We start from the raw sequence: 18,664 nt of genomic DNA on the forward strand, positions 1-18,664 counted from the left end.
GCCGGAACTCCTTAGGAACTGGCGCGCAGCCGGCGCGAGATGACGTAGTTGACGATCCCGACCACGATGAGGATCAGGAACATCGTCCAGGCGATCGCCGAGGCCCGGCCCAGATGCTGGTTCACCCAGCCCTGCTCGTACAGGTACAGGCCGAGCGTCTGGAACTGGTGCTCCGCTCCGCCGGACGCGCCCTTGTTGGCGTCGAAGAGGAGCGGCTCGCCGAAGACCTGGCTCGCGCCGATCGTCGAGACGACGCACGTGAACAGGATCGTCGGCCGCAGCGACGGCAGCGTCACATGGATGAACTGCTGCCAGCGGCTGGCGCCGTCCAGGGCCGCCGACTCGTACAGATCCTGCGGGATCGCCTGCATCGCCGCCAGGTAGATCAGCGCGTTGTAGCCGGTCCAGCGCCAGACGATGATCGACGAAACCGCGATCTGCGAGGGCCACTTGTCGTTCTGCCAGTCGATCGCGTCGATGCCGAAGAAGTGCAGCGCCCAGTTGATCATGCCGTAGTCACGGCCGAAGAGCAGCACGAACACCAGGGAGGCGGCTGCGATCGAGGTGGCGTACGGCGCGAGCATCACGACCCGGTAGAAGGTCGAGGCACGCAGCTTGTAGTTGAGGATGTGCGCGAGGCCCATCGCCATCAGCAGCTGCGGGACCGTCGAGATGATGCCGATGGTCAGGGTGTTCTTCGCCGCGTTCCAGAAGAAGTCGTCGTCGAAGATCCGCGTGTAGTTGCGCATCCCCGCCCACTCCATGTCCGTCGGCGCCGTCAGCTCCACCGTGTGCAGCGAGGCCCACGCGGTGTAGATCAACGGGAACAGGCCGAACGCGACGAACAGCAGGAAGAACGGGGAGACGAAGGCGTACGGGCTCCAGCGCACGTCCCGCTGCCAGCGGCGGGACAGCCGGGCCCGGCGCCGATGGTCCTTGTCCGCGGGTACGGCGTCGGCGGGCGGACGGCCCGGGGCCGCGCCCCCCTCCTTCGCGGGGGGCGCGGCGGTGTCGTGCCGGGTGGCCATACCGGTCACTTCTCCAGGTTGTTGTCGATGGTCTTGGTGGCCGTCTGCCAAGCCTCCTCGGGCGACTTGCCCTTCGTCACGAGGATGACGCCGTTGTCCGTCAGGCCCTGCTGGATGATCTGGTCCTTGGGGCCGATCGTCTGGACCGGAATGGCCTTGGCCGCCTCGGCGAAGATCGTGCCGATCGGGGCGTCACCGGTCATGTCGTTCTTGGCACCGGTCACCTGGGACATGGTGTACGCACTCGGCGCGCTCGGGAAGCTGCCCTGCACGCCGAACAGCTTGGCCTGCTGCTCGGGTGCGGTGAGCCAGGCCACCAGCGCCTCGGCCTCCTTCACGTGCTTGCCGCTCTTCGGCACGGTCAGGAAGGAGCCGCCCCAGTTGCCGGACTTCGGGGCCAGCGCCACGTCCCACTTGCCGGCCGCCTCGGGCTTCGACTTGCCCTTGATGTAGCCGAGCATCCACGGCGGGCAGGCCATCGCGGCGAACTTGCTGTTGGCGATCGTCGTGTCCCAGGCCGGCTGGAACTGCGTCTGCGCGCCGACCAGACCCTCCTCCGCGGCCTTCGCGGTCAGGTCGAAGGCAGCCTTGACGGCCGGGTTCGTCTTGTAGATGACCTTGCCGGAGGAGTCGTAGAACCTGTCCTTCTCACTGCTGAGGACGGCGTTGATCAGACCGCCGGGGGAGTCCATGAAGGTGGTGCCCTTGGGGGCCTTCGCCTTGTACTGCTCGCCGACGGAGACGAACTTGTTCCAGTCGCCCTCCCACAGCTTGGCCACCTCCGCGCGGTCGGTCGGCAGACCGGCCTGCTGGAACAGGTCCTTGCGGTAGCAGATGGCCATCGGCCCGATGTCGGTGCCCAGTCCGATCGTCTGGTTGTCCTTGGTCGTGGCCTGCGCCCACTTCCAGTCCAGCCAGTTGCTCGCCTTCACGCCCGAAACCTTCGACAGGTCCTGGAGCTTGCTCGACTGCGTGCCCACGATCTCGGCGATGTTGCCGACTTCGACGGCCTGGACGTCCTGCAGGCCGCTGTTGGTGGTGAGGTGGTTGAGGAGTGCGGGGTAGTAGTTCTCGTTCCGCTCGACCACGTTCTCGGCGATCTTGATGTTCGGGTTGAGCTTCTCGTACTCGGCGTAGAGGCCGGCCTCCTTGAAGCCGAACGTTCCGAAAAGTCCCAGGGTGATCGTGGTCTTGCCCTTGCCGCCGCCGTCCGACGAGCCGGAGCCGTCGTCCTTGCCGTCGTCGGCACAGCCGGCCAGCAGCCCGGCGCCCAGCGTTGCGACGGCCGCGAGGACCACCGCCTTGCGGGCGGTTCGGGTACGTGCTCGCATTGCGTCCTCCTGTTGCCCTGACGTGCCGACCCCCCGGCCAACTGCATTGTTGGGCCCGTTAGTTTCACGCTGCGGCTCGGGCGGGGAACGTGCGGGATGTGTATGTGTCAGGTACCGTGGGAGCGCTCCCACAAGTGATGTGTTGAAGAGTCGCCGGTTCGAGCGGGGGTGTCAAGGGTGGGGGCGCGGGGAGATGCGTTCAGTTATCGGGCTGTTAGCTAACCTCGAAGTGCGGCTCCCATATGACCCATTTCGGCACAAATCGGCCCGTTCAGCAGCCCCCGGCGACGGTCACGGCACAGGACGGGACTGTTAAATTCCAGGCCAGCTACATCACAACGGCGGGAAGGCGGAGCCCATGGCAAGCCACGGAGCGCGGGGCCGGAGCGGTGGTCGCCCCACCCTCGAGGAGGTCGCCGCACGCGCCGGCGTGGGCCGTGGAACGGTCTCCCGGGTGATCAACGGCTCGCCCCGGGTCAGCGACGCGACCCGCGCCGCCGTCGAGGCGGCCGTCGCGGAGCTGGGCTACGTGCCCAACACGGCGGCCCGCGCCCTCGCCGCGAACCGCACCGACGCGATCGCCCTGGTCGTCCCCGAGCCGGAGACCCGCTTCTTCGCGGAGCCGTACTTCTCCGACATGCTGCGAGGTGTGGGCGCCGAACTGTCGGACACGGAGATGCAGCTGCTGCTGATCTTCGCGGGCAGCGACCGCGAGCGCCGGCGCCTGGCCCAGTATCTGGCGGCGCACCGCGTGGACGGGGTCCTGCTGGTCTCGGTCCACGCGGACGATCCCTTGCCGGATCTCCTCGCCCAGCTGGAGATCCCCGCGGTGATCAGCGGCCCGCGATCGGCCGCGGAGACGCTCACCTCGGTGGACTCCGACAACTACGGTGGCGCCCGCTCGGCCGCCGAACACCTCCTGTCCCGGGGCCGCACCCGCATCGCCCACATCACCGGCCGCCTCGACGTGTACGGCGCCCAGCGGCGCGTCGACGGCTACCGCGACGCCCTGCGCGACGCGGGCCACGAGGTGGACGAACTCCTCATCGAGCCGGGCGACTTCACCGAGGAGGGCGGCAGCCGCGCGATGCGGAACCTGCTGGCGCGCTGCCCCGACCTGGACGCGGTCTTCGCCGGCTCGGACGTCATGGCGGCGGGCGCCCGCCAGGTGCTGCGCGAGGCGGGCCGCCGCATCCCGGACGACGTGGCGCTGGTCGGCTACGACGACTCGGCCATCGCCCGTCACATGGACCCGCCGCTCACCAGCGTTCGCCAGCCCATCGACGAGATGGGCCGCGGGATGATCGACCTCCTCCTCGAGGAGATCGCCGACCGCCGCCCGGCGGCGTCCCGGGGTCTGGAGCGGCGGCAGGTGGTGCTGGCGACGGAACTGGTCGCGCGCGCGTCGTCCTGAGCGACACCGGGAAAGACGATCAGCCGGTGACCTGTGGGAAAGGTCACCGGCTGATTACTCAGGGTGAGTGACGGGACTCGAACCCGCGACATCCTGGACCACAACCAGGTGCTCTACCAGCTGAGCTACACCCACCACGACCGGCGGTGGACTTGATGGTTTCCCCGACCGGCCGAGAAAAAGTGTACAGGGTCCGAAGGGGTGCTCGCGCACCGCTTTTGCGGCGCCCCTCCGTGCACCCCCGTCACACCTGCTGAGCAGGCAGTACGTGCTTCGCGGCGATCGTCCTCGCGGTCTCCGAGTCCGGGCCCGGCTGCGGTACGAAGATGGACTCGCGGTAGTAGCGCAGCTCCGCGATGGACTCGCGGATGTCGGCGAGGGCGCGGTGGTTGCCGTTCTTCTCGGGGCTGTTGAAGTAGGCCCGCGGGTACCAGCGCCGGGCCAGTTCCTTGATGCTGGACACGTCCACGATCCGGTAGTGGAGGTAGTCCTCCAGCGTCGGCATGTCCCGGAGCAGGAAGCCGCGGTCCGTGCCGACGGAGTTGCCGCACAGGGGTGCCTTGCCGGGTTCCTTGACGTGCTCACGCACATAGGCGAGGACCTGCTCCTCGGCCTCGACCAGCGTCGTGCCGCCGGCCAGCTCGTCGAGCAGGCCGGAGGCGGTGTGCATCTGGCGCACCACGTCCGGCATCGTTTCCAGGGCCCTGGCCGGCGGGCGGATGACGATGTCCACGCCCTCGCCGAGCACGTTCAGCTCGGAGTCGGTGACGAGGGCGGCCACCTCGATGAGCGCGTCGTCGGACAGCGAGAGGCCGGTCATCTCGCAGTCGATCCACACCATGCGATCGTTCATGCGTCCACCCTAAGGCTGACGTCCGTCTGTCGGGTGCCCCCCCTGGCTGTGCGGACGCTGCCGGGCGCCTCGCCCCCGGACCCTCGTTCCACAGGTCAGGGGGTTCAGGGGCTCCGCCCCTGAACCCCCTCAACCGCTCACGCCCCGCTGCGCTGCCCCGGCACGCTCGCGCGGCTCGTGATGTATGCCTCGCGGGCGTGCTCCGGGGAGACCGGGCCCGGGCCGACCGTGCTGGCCGCCGGTGTGCGACGGGTCTGCATCGGGACCGCGCTCTCCGGGTGCAGGGTGACCTGCGCGCCGGAGGAGGTCAGCGCACCGGGTCCGCCGGGCGGCGCCGCGGGTGCCTCGCCGTCCGTCGGCCTGTCGCCCTGCGGCCGGCGGGCGCGGTACGCGGCCCGGTAGGCGGCCGGGGACGAGCCCAGCTGGCGGCGGAAGTGACCCCGCAGCGCGACGGGGGAGCGGAATCCGCACCGGCCCGCCACCTCGTCCACCGAGTAGTCCGACGTCTCCAGGAGGCGCTGCGCCTGCAGCACCCGCTGCGTGATCAGCCACTGCAGCGGCGCGCTTCCCGTCAGCGAGCGGAAACGGCGGTCGAACGTACGCCGGCTCATGTACGCGCGCGCCGCCAGCGTCTCCACGTCGAACTGCTCGTGGAGGTGCTCCAGCGCCCAGGCGACGACCTCGGCGAGCGGGTCGGCGCCGATCTCCTCGGGTAAAGACCTGTCGAGGTAGCGCTCCTGGCCGCCCGCCCGGCGCGGCGGGACGACGAGTCGCCGGGCCAGCGCGCCCGCCGCCTCGTTTCCGTGGTCCGTCCGCACGATGTGGAGACAGAGGTCGATTCCGGCGGCCGTACCGGCGGACGTCAGCACGTCGCCGTCGTCGACGAACAGCTCTCTCGGATCCACGTGCACCGACGGGTAGCGCTTGGCCAGCGTCGGCGCGTACATCCAGTGTGTGGTCGCGGGGCGGCCGTCCAGCAGACCCGCCGCCGCCAGAACGAAGGCGCCCGTGCACAGCCCGACGATGCGGGCGCCCTCCTCGTGCGCCCGGCGCAGTGCGTCGAGCGCCTCCTCCGGTGGCGGAGAAGTGATCGAACGCCAGGCCGGCACGACGACCGTGCCGGCTCGCGAGATCGCTTCCAGGCCATGTGGCGCGGTGAGTTCCAGGCCCCCTGTGGTCCGCAGCGGGCCTTCCTCGCCGGCCGCCACCAGAAGGCGGTAGCGCGGCACGCCGGCGTCCTGGCGGTCAATCCCGAACACCGACAGCGGAATGGAACTCTCGAAGATGGGGCCGCCGCTGAACAGCAGCACCGCGACGATCTCCTTGCGGCGTCGCCCGGAAAGCTTCCGGGCCGCGGCTTCCGGCGCGGCAGTGGAGTCGTGGCTCATACTGCTAAGCCCCCCTCGGTGGTCGCGGCTCCTCGGTTGTGTCGCTCCTGCACGTTTCCCCTCGGTCCTGCACGAGTCCCCCGCCGTAGACAGTCAAGATCGAATCTACTGTGTCGCGTGATGCCGGCGTGGCCAGTTCACCACCCGGCAGATTGTCGACTTGGCAACTTGGCGTGAAGCATTCGATCACGAAGCGTTGCACTCGTGGGCCGTGCAGGGAAGTGCGCCTTGTCGCGGTGGCCAATCCACGTAGGGTGCGCGGGGCCCTGGAGGCCCTTTCCGTGCAGGTGGAACGGGGGGTGGGGGGTGGTCGGGGCAAGGGATGCGGGCCCGCCAGAAGTTGGCTGAAAAGATACGGGCGCGTGCGCGGAAACCGGTCAGCCGACCGGTGTGTTTCCACCAGTGTGACGTGCGCCTCGGCGGACCCGCGCACCGCGCTGGGATTCGCGCAGCAGGAACCGGCAGGCGACGGTGACGGCGGCCAGGCCGAGCGCGGCGCTGAGGGCGCCCGCGAAAGATGCGCCGTGGCAGAGCAGCACCACCGGCACGAGGACACAGCTGAAGGCCGCCCAGCGCAGGAAGTCGGACACGGTGTCCTCGGCGGGGCGTGCCTCGGTGGCCGGGCGGGACGAGGGCGGGGCGGGCTGCATGGAGGCTCCCTGGGGCGGTGGCTCGCCGGGAACAACGCGCGTCCCGGCGGTCGGGTCACCCACGGGGCCGACCTGCCCGCCCGTGGATGAGTGAACCCTGCGCAAACCGCCTGTACGGCGCAGCAACCATTGCGTTACGGGCGCCCCCTCGTGCATGCTCCGGGGAACCCGCGCGGACCGTGCGGGGGATCTGGGCTAAGGAGGCGTGCCGCCGTACCCTTGGGGGTATGGGGTTGGGAAGATGATTCCCGGACACAGCTCCGCCGCACACTGTCGTCCCCACCCATAAAGGATCACAACCCCGAGACAGCCATGGCCGGTCACGAATTCTTCGAACCCGCGGACCGCAAGCGGCCGGTCGCCGACCCCACGGCGGCCGATCCCCTGGCGGCGGAAGAGACACGCCCCACCTGCGATCCCGCCTTCAAGCACGGCGTCGTCGTCGGCTTCGACGGCTCCACGTCCAGTGAACGTGCCCTCGCGTACGCCATCGGCATGGCCGACCGCTCCCGCTCGGGCCTGATCATCGTGCACGTCGCCAACCGGCTGCCCACCACGGTGTGGGCCGGCTGTGAGCCGCCCGTCTTCGTGGACGTTCCCGACCACCGGACCGAGGTCCTCGGTCTCGAGCTCGCCTGCGCGGAGTACCTCGCCGAGGTGCCGTGGATCCTCGTCGAGCGCGGCGGCGACATCTGCCACGAACTCGAAGAGGTGGGCCGGGAGTACGAGGCCGACGCCATCGTCGTGGGCTCCACGCACGGCATCGTGGGGCGCATCTTCGGCTCCGTCGCGGGACGGCTCGCCAAGCGGGCCAAGCGGCCCGTCGTTGTCATTCCGTAACTCGCCGTCGGCCCTGGTGAGATGCACCATGGGCAACGTCGACTTCCTTTGTGCGTCGCGCAAATCTACTCGTGCGTAGATGTGTTTGTGCTCTTGTGAAGGGCATATACCGGTCACCGCACAACTGCATCTGCACGAAGGGAGCCCGCCGTGGACAACGACGTCTCTGCGGGAAGCGGAATCACCACCGTGGTCGGCCGACTTGCCCTGGGTGTCACCCTGTTGGCCTTCGGGCTGGGGTACACCGACGTGATCGACGGCGTGACAGTGGCCGACGCCGTGTCAATCGCCCAGTACGTGGGCGGTATCGCCCTGTTCGTCGCCGGCCTGATGGCGCTCCGCGACCGTGACGCCGCGGCCGGTACGGCGTATGTGGCCCTCGGGGCCTTCTGGTTCACCTGGGCCGTTTCCGCCGACGCGTCGGTCTCCGACAATGCGGCGGGGTTGTTCCTGCTGCTGTTCGGCCTCGTGGCGCTGTCCCTCACGCTCGCGGGTGGCGACCAACTCGGGCAGGGGGCCTACGGGTTGTTCTTCGTCTCCCTGGTGCTTCTCGCCATCGGCCGCTTCGCCGACAACGACGGCCTGGCCAAGGTCGGTGGTTGGTTCGCCGTCGCGGCGGGGGCGGTGGCCTGGTACGCGGCGACCGCCGCGTTGGCCCACTGGCCGACGGCACTTCCCAGGCGCGCTGCCGGCCGAGGTGTGACGGCCACGGGCTGATCGGCAGCGGACGCCGGGGCGTTGGGCGGCCCCGGCGATGAGAACGGACCCCCCGTGTTTGGTGGCAACACGTGGGGGTCTGTTTTTGCGCCTGAACCGGCGCCGCTCTCACGGAGGTGCTTGCTCGCCGTGGGGGTTGCTCAATTATCGCTTCCGCCGTGGGTGGAATTCCTATTCCACCGTCACCGACTTCGCGAGGTTCCTCGGCTTGTCGATGTCCCGGCCCAGGGCCAGGGCCGTGTGGTACGCGAGGAGTTGGAGCGGGATGCCCATCAGGATCGGGTCCAGTTCGTCCTCGTTCTTCGGGACGACGATCGTGTGGTCGGCCTTCTCCTGCTCCTGGTGGGCCACCGCGAGGATCCTGCCGCTGCGGGCCTTGATCTCCTCCAGGGCCGCGCGGTTCTTCTCGAGCAGGTCGTCGTCCGGGACGATGGCGACCGTCGGCAGGGCGGGCTCGATGAGCGCCAGCGGACCGTGCTTGAGCTCGGAGGCCGGGTAGGCCTCGGCGTGGATGTAGGAGACCTCCTTGAGCTTCAGGGAGGCCTCACGCGCCACCGGGTAGCCCCGGACGCGGCCGATGAAGAGCATCGAGCGGGCGTCGGCATACTGCTCGGCCAGCTTCTTGATCTCCTCCTCCTGCTCCAGCATCTCGGCGATCTGGGCGGGCAGCTTGCGCAGGCCCTCGATGATCCGCCTGCCGTCGCGGACCGAGAGGTCGCGGGTGCGGCCCAGGTGGAGCGCGAGGAGGGCGAAGGCGACCGTGGTGTTCGTGAAGCACTTCGTCGACACCACGCAGACCTCCGGGCCCGCGTGGACGTAGATGCCGGCGTCCGCCTCCCGTGCGATCGCCGAGCCGACCACGTTGACGATGCCGAAGACCCGAGCGCCCTTGCGCTTCAGCTCCTGGACGGCCGCCAGCACGTCGTACGTCTCACCGGACTGCGAGACGGCCACGTAAAGGGTGTCGGGGTCCACGACCGCGTTGCGGTAGCGGAACTCCGAGGCCGGCTCGGCGTCCGCCGGGATGCGGGCCAGTTCCTCGATCATCTGGGCGCCGATCATGCCCGCGTGGTACGAGGTGCCGCAGCCGAGGATCTTCACGCGGCGGATCTGGCGCGCCTCGCGGGCGTCCAGGTTCAGGCCGCCGAGGTGCACGGTGGAGAAGCGGTCGTCGATGCGGCCGCGCAGCACACGGTCCACGGCGTCGGCCTGCTCGTGGATCTCCTTGTGCATGTAGGTGTCGTGGCCGCCCATGTCGTACGACGCGGCCTCCCACTCCACGGTGGTCGGCTCGGCGGTCGTGCGGGTGCCCTCGGTGGTGTACGTACGGAAGTCGTCGGCCTTGAGGGTGGCCATCTCGCCGTCGTCGAGCGTCACTATCTGGCGGGTGTGGGCGACCAGGGCGGCGATGTCCGAGGCGACGAACATCTCCTTCTCGCCGATGCCGAGGACGACCGGGGAGCCATTGCGGGCCACCACGATGCGGTCGGAGAAGTCGGCGTGCATCACGGCGATGCCGTACGTGCCCTCGATCACGCGCAGCGCGTCGCGGACCTTGTCCTCGAGCTTCTCGGCCTGGGAGCGGGCGATGAGGTGGGTGAGGACCTCGGTGTCGGTCTCGGAGAGGAACTCGACGCCGTCCGCCTCGAGCTTCTTCCGCAGGTCCGACGCGTTGTCGATGATGCCGTTGTGGACGACGGCGACCTTGCCCTCGGGGTCCAGGTGCGGGTGGGCGTTCACGTCGGACGGGGCGCCGTGGGTGGCCCAGCGGGTGTGGGCGATGCCGGTGGTGCCCTTGAAGCGCGCCGGGACCTTGGCCTCCAGATCGCGCACCCGGCCCTTGGCCTTGACCATCTTCAGGCCGGCCGTCTTCGGGGAGGTGACGACGATGCCGGCCGAGTCGTAGCCGCGGTACTCCAGGCGCTGCAGGCCCTCCAGCAGGAGGGGTGCCACGTCACGCTTCCCGATGTATCCGACGATTCCGCACATATATACGTATTCCTCAGTTGTGGACAGTATGGACCGGGTGGTCTCAGCCGTAGACCATGCGGCGCAGCTGCCTCAGCGTAAGCTCCGGCGGTGCGACGGCCCGATATTTGAGATCCGCCTCGATCCGTTCGAAGATCGCCGCGTTCACCAGGCCCTGGGCCTGGAGCTCGCGGTGGCGGCGACGGACGTATTCCTCGGTCGTCTCGTCGAAGTAGGCGAGCACGTCCTGGATCACACGCAGCGCCTCGCCCCGGTTGAGGGGCGTGGACCGCGTCAAATGATCAACAAGTTCGTCGTGCACCCGGTAGATCCTGGGGTACCGGCGGCGGTTTCGCAAGAAACCTGCCCGATTTCGGGCAGGTGTGTGCGGAAACTCCTTGGTCGAACCGAGCGCATGAGCATGGCCGAGCAGCACGAATACCTGCGCGCCAGGTTCTCGCGGCGCACGATGATCAGATGCGGCGCGGTCACGCCGGGCGCCGTCGCGGGTGGCGCGTTCGTGCCGGGCGCCGTCGCCCAGGCCGCATTTCCGACGCAGCGCACCGCCCCCACGGCCGAGACGGTCGACGGCTCCCTCGTCGCGCCGTTCGACGTGACGGCGGGTGCGGCGGGCCGCAGCCTGTACGCGTTCACTGCACCGGACTCGTACGAGGGGCACGAGAACGAGGTCGACTCGGTGAAGTCGTTCATCTGCCTCAAGGACGGCGCCAAGCAGAACGAGACGGTCGCCTGGTCCCGCGTGCGCTACCGGGATTCATTCGTCCGGCCTTCAGGCCGGGGTGAAGCGAATCCTGTGGTCGCGACGCGGAGCGTCGTGGTGGCGTTCCGGAGGAGCCGGACCCTGCTTCGTGACGGTGACGGGTCGCTCGCATGTTCCCGGTGACGACGTGGGTTCGACTTGCCTAGTGTGATCGTCATGCAGCTCCGGTACGCCTTCAGGTTGTACCCCGACGCCGCTCAGCAGGCCGCGCTGGCCAGGGCGTTCGGGTGCGCCCGCGTCGTGTTCAACGACGCGGTCCGCGCTCGCGAGGACGCCCGCACAGCAGGTCTGCCGTTCCCGACGGCCGGTCAGCTGTCCCGGACACTGATCACCGAAGCCAAGCAGACAGCCGAGCGGTCTTGGCTGGGCGAGGTCTCCGCCGTCGTCTTGCAGCAGTCCCTGCGGGACGCCGAGACCGCCTGCCGCAACTTCTTCGCCTCACTCAACGGCACCCGCAAGGGACCGAAGGTGGGCCCGCCCCGGTTCAAGTCCCGCAAGGACGCCCGGCAGTCGGTCCGGTTCACCGCCAACGCCCGCTGGAGCATCACCGGCAGTGGCCGTCTGAACCTGCCGAAGATCGGCGCCGTGAAGGTGAAGTGGTCCCGCACCCTGCCCGCCACACCGTCCTCGGTCACCGTCATCAAGGACGCGGCCGGCAGATTCTTCGCGTCCTTCGTCATCGAAACCGACCCCACTGCCGACCAGACGCGGATGCCGTCAACCGACCGCACCATCGGCATCGACCTCGGCCTCGCACACTTCGGCGTCCTGTCCGACGGCACGAAGATCGACTCCCCGCGCTTCCTCCGGCGTGCGCAGAAGAAGCTGAAGAAGGCCCAGCGCGAGCTGTCCCGCAAGCAGAAGGGATCAAACAACCGCACCAAGGCCCGCCTGAAGGTCGCCCGTGCCCATGCCAAGGTCGCTGATGCGCGCCGCGAATTTCACCACCAGCTCTCCACGAAGCTGATCTCCGAGAACCAAGGGATCGCCGTGGAGGACCTGTCGGTGAAGGCTCTGGCTCGCACAAGGCTGGCCAAGTCCGTGCACGACGCCGGATGGGCACAGTTCATCAGCATGCTGGAGTACAAAGCAAAACGGTACGGCCGCACCCTGGTGACCATCGGCCGGTTCACACCGACCTCCCAGACCTGCTCAACCTGCGGCATCGTGGACGGGCCCAAACCCCTGAGCGTGCGGGAATGGACCTGTACCGCCTGCGGCACCGTCCACGACCGGGACACCAACGCCGCGATCAATGTGAAGACGGCCGCCGGACTGGCGGTATCGGCCTGTGGAGCGCAGGTAAGACCGGGAGCAGTCCCGGCACAGCGCGAAGAAACAGGAAGCCACGGATTCCCCACCGGAAACCGTGCCGCGTAGCGGCACAGCAACCGGTAGGGAAGGCCAGGATCCTCGCCCTTCAGGGCGAGGAGCAAGTCAAATGCGCTTGAGGACCGCCTGTTTGGCCGCGGTGAACTCCTCGTCCGTCAGGACTCCGTCGCGGTGCAGTTCGCCGAGCTCGCGCAGCCGCCGCAGCAGGGCGTCGTGGTTGTCCTCGCCGCGGGCGGCCGGGAGCCGTGCCGGGGACTCGTGCTTCGGCGGCCGTACGTCCGTGGTGGCGGCCGCGGCCGGATGCGGGAGCCGCGCCTGCACGGCCGCCGCGATCAGGGCCATCAGCGGGTCCTTCTTGAAGCCCCACAGCTCCACGGAGTCGGGGTCGTACTTCGGCGGGGCCTTGGTGGGCGCGTGGCGCACGGTGAAGCGCAGATAGCCGTTCTCCAGACCGGCCGCCGGATGCCACTCCACTGCGGTGATGTCGGTGACGGCGAGCGTCCGGGCGCCCGCGGAGGCCTTGGCGTCCTCCGTCTTCCAGTTCCACTCCAGGCGCACATGGTCGCCGTCGAAGCTCGCGGTGCCGTCCCCGGCGGACACCGACAGCGGCAGGGGGGGGCCCGGCAGGAGGTATCCGTCCACCGGGTCGGACGGAACCTGGTCGAGCAGCAGCGCGTTGCGGACCTCGTCCGTGAAGTACTCGGCGACGCCGTACCGGTCGGACTCGACGATCAGCTGGTAGGGGTCGTTGGGCTCGGTGAGCCGGCCGCCGGTCGCGTGCAGCAGCGGGTCGGCGCCGTCGCGCAGGCGCAGCCGCAGCCGCCCGGTCTTCTTGCCCTGCTCGAACGAGACACCGGCCAACGCGCCCAGCGGGACGACGAGTTCACCCAGTTCCTTCCGGAACAGACTGACGTTCTTGTCCCGACCGGGCGTCAGCCGCAGCGCGTCACCGTCGAAGACCCACGTGCCGTCTTTCTGGATGATTTCCGCCATGAGGGAGATTGTTTCACCGGTTCGTGGCAGCGGCAGGAGTCTTCACGGTCGGAGCGGCACCGGCGCCCGGGGCGCGGACATCGAGTACATGGCCTTCCCGCGGCCGGAGGCGCAGGGGCCGCGCTGGGACGCGCTCGGGGTCAGGTACTACAAGTCGCCCCAGGTCTCCTCGCCGACGAGTTGATCACAAGCTGACGGGCACCCCGGAGGACCGTACTCCGGGGTGCCCGTCGGTTCGGGTCAGAACCCCGCGATGGGGTTCCGCAGGGTTCCTACCAGTTGCAGGGCGCCGGACGGGTCCGCCAGGTCCACCATCTGCCGGTTGTTGCGCAGCTGGAGCCGGTTGAGGCAGGACAGGGCGAACTCGGGGGCGAACATGTCGTACTGCCGGAACCTGTCGGCCAGTTCGGGCGCGGACTCCTGGTACTCGCGGGTGACCTCGGCGACGGTCCGCCAGAAGTCGTCCTCCTTCAGGATCCCCTCGGTCGCGAGGTTGGCGGCAAGGAAGCGGAAGAAGCAGTCGAAGACGTCCGTGAAGATCGACAGGAGCTTCTTGTCCTCGGGGACCTCGACGCGGATGCGCTGCACCTCGGGCGGCAGCACCGCGTCCGGGTCCATGACAGCGATCTCCTCGGCGATGTCCTTGTAGATCGCGCGCCGGACGACCCCGTCCTTCAGGACCAGGATCACGTTCTCGCCGTGCGGCATGAAGACCAGGTCGTAGGCGTAGAAGCTGTGCAGCAGCGGGGTGTAGTACGCCCGCAGGTAGTGGCGCAGCCACTGCGTCGGCGGCAGACCGGACCGGGAGATCAGCGCACCGGCGAAGGACGCGCCCTCGTGGTCGACGTGCACGAGGGAGGCCATCGTGGCCAGGCTCTCGCCCTCCTGGAGGGACGGCACCGGGCTCTCCCGCCACAGCGCGGCCAGCATCTTGCGGTACGGCGAGTAGCGGTCCGTGGCCTGCTCGTACTCCAGGTGCCGGAAGCCGACGGCCGCCCGCTCCCGGATGATCGACAGGCCCGTCGACTTCAATACCGGGTCGTTGTCGACGAGCTGGGCCAGCCAGTCGTTGATCGCCGGGGTGGCCTCCATGTAGGCCGCCGAGAGACCCCGCATGAAGCCCATGTTGAGGACGGACAGGGCCGTCTTCACGTAGTGCTTCTCGGGGTGCGACCGGTTGAAGAAGGTCCGGATGGATTGCTGGGCCAGGTACTCGTCGTCACCCTCGCCCAGGCAGACCAGGTGCCCGCGGGCGACCTCGGCGGCGAAGGTGACGGTCAGCTTGTTCCACCACTGCCAGGGGTGGACCGGGATGAGGAGGTAGTCGGCGGGGTCGAGGCCCCGGTCGGTGAGCCGGCCGTGGAAGCGGTCGACCGTCTCCGGCCCCAGTTCCTGCCGTACGAAGGACTCGTACTCGATGCCCACACCCGCCGTGAACGCCGCCCGCGAGCGGTGCGCGGCCAGCCACACCAGCCGGACGGGGCTCGCGGTCTCGGGGGCGTACGACAGGTACTCGTGGATGCCGAACCCGAGCCGACCGTTGTTGGCGACGAAGCAGGGGTGGCCCTCGGTCATGCCGGTCTCGATGGCCTGGAAGCCGGAGCGGACCAGCTCGGCCACCGGAACCTGCGGCTTGGTGAGCTTGTAGCAGGTGCCGGAGAGGGTGGAGGAGATCTCCTCCAGATACACGGGAAGGATCTCGTCGCTCAGGCCCAGGGTCTGCTTCAGCTCGATGAAGAAGTCCAGGGCGGCGACCGGGAGCTCGGTCCCGTCGCGGTGGCGGGTGATCGAGCCGGCCTCGACCTGCCAGTGGTCCAGGGCGCGCAGGACGGCCGTGAAGCGGTAGCAGGTCAGCCCGTCGTCACCGCGTACGACGTACTCGTCGCCGTCCTTCTCCGGGGTGATCAGGCGCTCGTGCGCGAACTCCGCGAGCGCCTTGCGGACCAGCAGGCGGTTGGCCTTCTCCCAGTTCTCGGGGGAGAGGTGCGCCACCGCGTCGGCGAGGCTCATGCGGGCACCCCCGTCGCGGCGACGAACTGTGCCCGGGTGCAGAAGCTCAGCAGCGCCTTCTTCTCCGGCTTCCGGATCTCGCGCTCGGGCACGAAACCGACGGCTTCGTTGAGGGCGTGGACGGCCTTGTTGGACACGTCCGGCTCGACGACGACGCGTTCCACCGCCGGGTCCTCGAAGAGGTGCGCCATCACGGCGGTGATGACGGCCCGGGTGAAACCGTGCACCGGCCGGTCGGTGGGGGCGACCAGGAAGTGCATGCCGACATCGCCCGGCTGCGGCTCGTAGAGGCCGACCAGCTCACGGTGGGCGGGGTCGTAGTACTCCATCAGGAAGGCGGGCCCGCCGTCGTGCAGGCCGAGCAGGGCGTGGTGGTGCTCGTCGGCGGCGATGTCCATGTAGGCGCGCTCGACGTCCTCCAGCTTGGCGTCCTGCATCATCCAGAACGCGGCCTTGGGATGGGTGACCCAGGCGTGCAGCAGCTCGGCGTCCTTCAGCGGGTCGAGCAGGCGGAAGGCGAACGTCATACGGCGAACTCCTGGAACGCGATGGTCTTCTCGACCGGGTAGTACTCGGTGCCGAGCAGCTCACGGATGATGTAGCTGTTGCGGTACGGGCCCATGCCCAGGTCGGGGGATGTGATGCTGTGCGTGTGCACGCCGGCGTTCTGCAGGAAGATGCCCCGGCCGGTGGTGTCGATCGAGTAGTTGCGGGCCACGTCGAAGCGGCCGTGGCCGTCGAAACGGATGCGGTCGCGGACCGGCTCGAGGAAGGCCGGCGGCTCGTAGTGGTAGCCGGTGGCCAGCACCAGGCCCTCCGTCTCGATCTCGAAGTCCTTGCCCTGCTCGTCCTGGTGCAGGCCCAGCGTGTACGTCCCGTCCTCGTAACGCGCGCTGTTCAGGGAGGAGTTGGTGAGCAGACGGGTGGGGACCGGGCGGCCGCCGCTCGTGACGTTCTTCTGGTAGAGGAGGTCGAAGATCGAGTCGATCAGGTCCGAGTTGATGCCCTTGAACAGGCCCTTCTGCTGCTTCTCCAGCCGGTAGCGGGTCTCCTCCGGCAGCGCGCGGAAGTAGTCGATGTAGTCCGGGGACGTCATCTCCAGCGTCAGCTTGGTGTACTCGAGCGGGAAGAACCGCGGGGAGCGGGTGACCCAGTTGAGCCGGTAGCCGTGGACGTCGATCTCGGAGAGCAGCTCGTAGTAGATCTCCGCGGCGCTCTGGCCGCTGCCGACGATCGTGATGGACTTCTTGGTCAGCAGCTCCGCCTTGCGGTGCATGTACTGCGCCGTGTGGAAGAGACCGCCGTCGAGCCCCTGGCACGCCTCGGGAACGAAGGGGACCGTGCCGGTGCCGAGGACGAGATGACGGGCGCGGTACACCTCCCCGGCCTCCGTACGCACGAGGTAGTGCCCGGCCCCTTCGTCGTACGTCACCTCGGCGACCGTCGTGTCGAAGCGGAGGCTGCTCAGCTTGCTCGCGGCCCAGCGGCAGTAGTCGTCGTACTCGACCCGGAGCGGGTAGAAGTTCTCGCGGATGTAGAAGGAGTACAGCCGGCCCTGCTCCTTCAGGTAGTTCAGGAAGGAGTACGGCGACGTCGGGTCGGCCAGGGTGACCAGGTCCGACATGAACGGCGTCTGCAGATGGGCGCCGTCGAGGAACATGCCGGCGTGCCACTCGAAGTCGGGCTTGGACTCCAGGAAGACGCCGTCGAGTTCGGCGACGGGCTCGGTGAGACAGGCCAGGCCGAGGTTGAAGGGGCCGAGCCCGATGCCCACGAAGTCGTAGGTGTGCACTCGGGGTTCAGGAAGCGCGGTCAAGGGAGTCTCCCAGGTACTGCTCGGCGTGGCCGGCGACGAGGTCGAGGACGGCGGCGATGTCGGCCGTCGTGGTCTCGGGGTTGAGCAGGGTGAACTTCAGGTAGTGGCGGCCGCCCACCTTGGTGCCCGCGACCACCGCGTCACCGGAGGCGAACAGGGCCTTGCGGGTGTACAGGTTGGCGCGGTCGATCTCGGCGGGGTCGGTGACGGCGGCCGGGATGTAGCGGAAGACGAGGGTGGAGAGGCTCGGCTGGACCACGACGTCGAAGCGGGGGTCGGCGGCCAGCAGTTTCCAGCCCTCCGCCGCCAGGTCGCAGACCTCGTCGAAGAGCTGCCCGATGCCGTCCGCGCCCATGGTCCGCAGGGTCATCCACAGCTTGAGCGCGTCGAAGCGGCGGGTGGTCTGCAGGGACTTGTCGACCTGGTTGGGGATGCGCTCCTGGACCATGCGGCGGGGGTTGAGGTACTCCGCGTGATAGGTCGCGTGGCGCAGGGTGGCGGCGTCCCGTACCAGCACGGCGGACGAACTCACCGGCTGGAAGAAGGACTTGTGGTAGTCGACGGTGACCGAGTCGGCGCGCTCGATGCCGTCGATGCGGTCCCGGTGCTTCAGGGAGGCGAGCAGCCCGCAGCCGTAGGCGGCGTCCACGTGCATCCACACCCCGTACTGGGCGCACAGCTCGGCGATCTCGGGCAGCGGGTCGATGGAGCCGAAGTCGGTGGTGCCGGCGGTGGCGACGACGGCCATGGGGACGAGGCCGTCCTTCTTGCAGCGTTCCAGCTCGTGGGCGAGGGCGACCGTCTGCATGCGCTTGTCGTGGTCGACGGGGACGGAGACCACGGAGTCCGGGCCCAGGCCGAGCAGTTTCGCCGACTTCTTCACACTGAAGTGGCTGACCTCGGAGGAGAAGACGCGCAGCCGGGCGTTCGAGTCGCTCTTTGCCTCCTCGCGGGCGAGCAGCAGCGCCTGGAGGTTGGACTGGGTGCCCCCGGAGGTGAACACGCCGTCGGCGGCCGGCCCCAGGCCGATGCGGTCGGCAGTCCAGTCGATGAGCTTGCGCTCGATCAGGGTGCCGCCGGCCGACTGGTCCCAGGTGTCGAGGGAGGAGTTGACGGCGGACAGGACGGCCTCGCCGAGTACGGCCGGGATGACGACCGGGCAGTTGAGGTGGGCGAGGTAGCGGGGGTGGTGGAAGTAGATCGCGTCGCGGAGGTAGACCTCCTCGAGCTCGTCGAGCACGGCCGCGGTGTCGTGCAGTGGCTTGTCGAGGTCGATCCCCTCGATGCGGGGAGCGAGGGCGTCGACCGTGACGCCGGTGAACGGACGGTCGGTGGCTGCGATTTTGGCGGCCACCCGCTCGACGCCTTCGGTCACGGAGCGGCGGTACAGCTCCGCGGTCGTGTCATTGAGCAGGTGCGAGCGCATCGTGGGGGTCCTCCGGTGGGGACGGTCCGTGCGGGACGGAAGAGGGACGGAGCCTCGGTAAACTTAGGTTAGCCTAACCTAAGTTGCAGCGACCGAAACGCCGCCCCCCCGTGACTG

General features: G+C 68.8%; 17 protein-coding genes, 1 tRNA gene and 1 pseudogene. 6 read left to right on the forward strand and 13 right to left on the reverse strand.

From position 1 onward, the window contains the following. Positions 1 to 11: 11 nt before the first annotated feature. Positions 12 to 1,028 (reverse strand): carbohydrate ABC transporter permease, encoded by a 1,017-nt coding sequence (locus ABZO29_RS27655; RefSeq protein WP_367322875.1) that lies wholly within the window; start codon positions 1,026 to 1,028, stop codon positions 12 to 14. Between the two features lie 5 nt (positions 1,029 to 1,033). After that, on the reverse strand, positions 1,034 to 2,359 hold the full coding sequence (locus tag ABZO29_RS27660) for an ABC transporter substrate-binding protein (RefSeq protein ID WP_367322876.1): 1,326 nt from the start codon (positions 2,357 to 2,359) through the stop codon (positions 1,034 to 1,036). Between the two features lie 358 nt (positions 2,360 to 2,717). Here ABZO29_RS27660 and ABZO29_RS27665 point away from each other — a divergent pair, with 358 nt between their 5' ends. Then, positions 2,718 to 3,773, forward strand: a complete 1,056-nt coding sequence (locus tag ABZO29_RS27665; RefSeq protein ID WP_367322877.1) for a LacI family DNA-binding transcriptional regulator — start codon at positions 2,718 to 2,720, stop codon at positions 3,771 to 3,773. Positions 3,774 to 3,835: 62 nt separating this feature from the next. On the opposite strand, the gene ABZO29_RS27670 is transcribed toward ABZO29_RS27665, so the two are convergent. The 4 genes from ABZO29_RS27670 to ABZO29_RS27685 all read right to left on the reverse strand — a co-directional run bounded on the left by ABZO29_RS27670 (position 3,836) and on the right by ABZO29_RS27685 (position 6,664). Continuing rightward, positions 3,836 to 3,908 (reverse strand) — tRNA-His (locus tag ABZO29_RS27670). A gap of 109 nt (positions 3,909 to 4,017) precedes the next feature. Continuing rightward, entirely contained in the window at positions 4,018 to 4,626 is a 609-nt protein-coding gene (orn, locus tag ABZO29_RS27675; RefSeq protein ID WP_367322878.1) for an oligoribonuclease, read from the reverse strand. A 137-nt stretch (positions 4,627 to 4,763) separates the two neighbouring features. Further along, complete coding sequence (locus ABZO29_RS27680; protein ID WP_367322879.1) at positions 4,764 to 6,014, reverse strand: helix-turn-helix domain-containing protein; 1,251 nt, start codon at positions 6,012 to 6,014, stop codon at positions 4,764 to 4,766. 377 nt (positions 6,015 to 6,391) lie between these two features. Continuing rightward, positions 6,392 to 6,664, reverse strand: a complete 273-nt coding sequence (locus tag ABZO29_RS27685; protein ID WP_367322880.1) for a hypothetical protein — start codon at positions 6,662 to 6,664, stop codon at positions 6,392 to 6,394. A 312-nt stretch (positions 6,665 to 6,976) separates the two neighbouring features. On the opposite strand from ABZO29_RS27685, the gene ABZO29_RS27690 reads away from it, so the two are divergent. Continuing rightward, on the forward strand, positions 6,977 to 7,504 hold the full coding sequence (locus ABZO29_RS27690) for a universal stress protein (protein ID WP_367322881.1): 528 nt from the start codon (positions 6,977 to 6,979) through the stop codon (positions 7,502 to 7,504). A gap of 150 nt (positions 7,505 to 7,654) precedes the next feature. Then, positions 7,655 to 8,221, forward strand: coding sequence for a GPR1/FUN34/YaaH family transporter (locus tag ABZO29_RS27695; protein ID WP_367322882.1), 567 nt, complete (start codon positions 7,655 to 7,657; stop codon positions 8,219 to 8,221). Positions 8,222 to 8,392: 171 nt separating this feature from the next. Here the strand turns inward: ABZO29_RS27695 and glmS are convergent, their stop codons facing one another. Together glmS and ABZO29_RS27705 are read right to left on the reverse strand one after the other, a co-directional pair. Beyond that, positions 8,393 to 10,210, reverse strand: a complete 1,818-nt coding sequence (gene glmS, locus ABZO29_RS27700; RefSeq protein WP_367322883.1) for a glutamine--fructose-6-phosphate transaminase (isomerizing) — start codon at positions 10,208 to 10,210, stop codon at positions 8,393 to 8,395. Positions 10,211 to 10,253: 43 nt separating this feature from the next. Beyond that, a complete protein-coding gene (locus tag ABZO29_RS27705; RefSeq protein WP_367322884.1) occupies positions 10,254 to 10,511 on the reverse strand; it encodes a hypothetical protein in 258 nt (85 codons plus the stop codon). A gap of 93 nt (positions 10,512 to 10,604) precedes the next feature. Here ABZO29_RS27705 and ABZO29_RS27710 point away from each other — a divergent pair. Together ABZO29_RS27710 and ABZO29_RS27715 are read left to right on the forward strand one after the other, a co-directional pair. Next, positions 10,605 to 10,799 (forward strand): annotated as a pseudogene (locus tag ABZO29_RS27710) (phosphoesterase); the annotation flags it as partial. A gap of 327 nt (positions 10,800 to 11,126) precedes the next feature. Then, entirely contained in the window at positions 11,127 to 12,350 is a 1,224-nt protein-coding gene (locus tag ABZO29_RS27715) for an RNA-guided endonuclease InsQ/TnpB family protein (protein ID WP_367322885.1), read from the forward strand. A gap of 57 nt (positions 12,351 to 12,407) precedes the next feature. On the opposite strand, the gene ABZO29_RS27720 is transcribed toward ABZO29_RS27715, so the two are convergent. After that, a complete protein-coding gene (locus ABZO29_RS27720) occupies positions 12,408 to 13,295 on the reverse strand; it encodes a DUF4429 domain-containing protein (protein ID WP_367322886.1) in 888 nt (295 codons plus the stop codon). Here ABZO29_RS27720 and ABZO29_RS27725 point away from each other — a divergent pair. Next, positions 13,294 to 13,479 (forward strand): hypothetical protein, encoded by a 186-nt coding sequence (locus ABZO29_RS27725; RefSeq protein ID WP_367322887.1) that lies wholly within the window; start codon positions 13,294 to 13,296, stop codon positions 13,477 to 13,479. The two genes, ABZO29_RS27720 and ABZO29_RS27725, sit on opposite strands and share 2 nt — an antisense overlap. Positions 13,480 to 13,535: 56 nt before the next feature. Here ABZO29_RS27725 and ABZO29_RS27730 read toward each other — a convergent pair whose 3' ends face one another. Genes ABZO29_RS27730 through desA form a run of 4 tightly spaced genes read right to left on the reverse strand, consistent with a single transcriptional unit; the run spans position 13,536 to position 18,547 of the window. Then, complete coding sequence (locus ABZO29_RS27730; protein ID WP_367322888.1) at positions 13,536 to 15,305, reverse strand: IucA/IucC family siderophore biosynthesis protein; 1,770 nt, start codon at positions 15,303 to 15,305, stop codon at positions 13,536 to 13,538. Beyond that, a complete protein-coding gene (locus tag ABZO29_RS27735; protein WP_367322889.1) occupies positions 15,302 to 15,832 on the reverse strand; it encodes a GNAT family N-acetyltransferase in 531 nt (176 codons plus the stop codon). Before ABZO29_RS27735 ends, ABZO29_RS27730 begins: the two co-directional genes overlap by 4 nt. After that, positions 15,829 to 17,121: a lysine N(6)-hydroxylase/L-ornithine N(5)-oxygenase family protein gene (locus ABZO29_RS27740; protein WP_367322890.1), complete on the reverse strand. Its 1,293-nt coding sequence runs from the start codon at positions 17,119 to 17,121 to the stop codon at positions 15,829 to 15,831. Before ABZO29_RS27740 ends, ABZO29_RS27735 begins: the two co-directional genes overlap by 4 nt. Beyond that, positions 17,105 to 18,547, reverse strand: coding sequence for a lysine decarboxylase DesA (gene desA, locus ABZO29_RS27745; RefSeq protein WP_367322891.1), 1,443 nt, complete (start codon positions 18,545 to 18,547; stop codon positions 17,105 to 17,107). Before desA ends, ABZO29_RS27740 begins: the two co-directional genes overlap by 17 nt. Positions 18,548 to 18,664: the final 117 nt, after the last annotated feature.

Source organism: Streptomyces sp. HUAS ZL42, from assembly GCF_040782645.1.
Classification (GTDB): domain Bacteria; phylum Actinomycetota; class Actinomycetes; order Streptomycetales; family Streptomycetaceae; genus Streptomyces.

Bases quoted from the DNA above. Each gene is read 5' to 3' on its own strand.
- ABZO29_RS27655 (WP_367322875.1), bottom strand. From the start codon at position 1,028: ATGGCCACCCGGCACGACACCGCCGCGCCCCCCGCGAAGGAGGGGGGC.
- ABZO29_RS27660 (WP_367322876.1), bottom strand. From the start codon at position 2,359: ATGCGAGCACGTACCCGAACCGCCCGCAAGGCGGTGGTCCTCGCGGCC.
- ABZO29_RS27665 (WP_367322877.1), top strand. From the start codon at position 2,718: ATGGCAAGCCACGGAGCGCGGGGCCGGAGCGGTGGTCGCCCCACCCTC.
- orn (WP_367322878.1), bottom strand. From the start codon at position 4,626: ATGAACGATCGCATGGTGTGGATCGACTGCGAGATGACCGGCCTCTCG.
- ABZO29_RS27680 (WP_367322879.1), bottom strand. From the start codon at position 6,014: ATGAGCCACGACTCCACTGCCGCGCCGGAAGCCGCGGCCCGGAAGCTT.
- ABZO29_RS27685 (WP_367322880.1), bottom strand. From the start codon at position 6,664: ATGCAGCCCGCCCCGCCCTCGTCCCGCCCGGCCACCGAGGCACGCCCC.
- ABZO29_RS27690 (WP_367322881.1), top strand. From the start codon at position 6,977: ATGGCCGGTCACGAATTCTTCGAACCCGCGGACCGCAAGCGGCCGGTC.
- glmS (WP_367322883.1), bottom strand. From the start codon at position 10,210: ATGTGCGGAATCGTCGGATACATCGGGAAGCGTGACGTGGCACCCCTC.
- ABZO29_RS27715 (WP_367322885.1), top strand. From the start codon at position 11,127: ATGCAGCTCCGGTACGCCTTCAGGTTGTACCCCGACGCCGCTCAGCAG.
- ABZO29_RS27725 (WP_367322887.1), top strand. From the start codon at position 13,294: ATGAGGGAGATTGTTTCACCGGTTCGTGGCAGCGGCAGGAGTCTTCAC.
- ABZO29_RS27720 (WP_367322886.1), bottom strand. From the start codon at position 13,295: ATGGCGGAAATCATCCAGAAAGACGGCACGTGGGTCTTCGACGGTGAC.
- ABZO29_RS27730 (WP_367322888.1), bottom strand. From the start codon at position 15,305: ATGAGCCTCGCCGACGCGGTGGCGCACCTCTCCCCCGAGAACTGGGAG.
- ABZO29_RS27735 (WP_367322889.1), bottom strand. From the start codon at position 15,832: ATGACGTTCGCCTTCCGCCTGCTCGACCCGCTGAAGGACGCCGAGCTG.
- desA (WP_367322891.1), bottom strand. From the start codon at position 18,547: ATGCGCTCGCACCTGCTCAATGACACGACCGCGGAGCTGTACCGCCGC.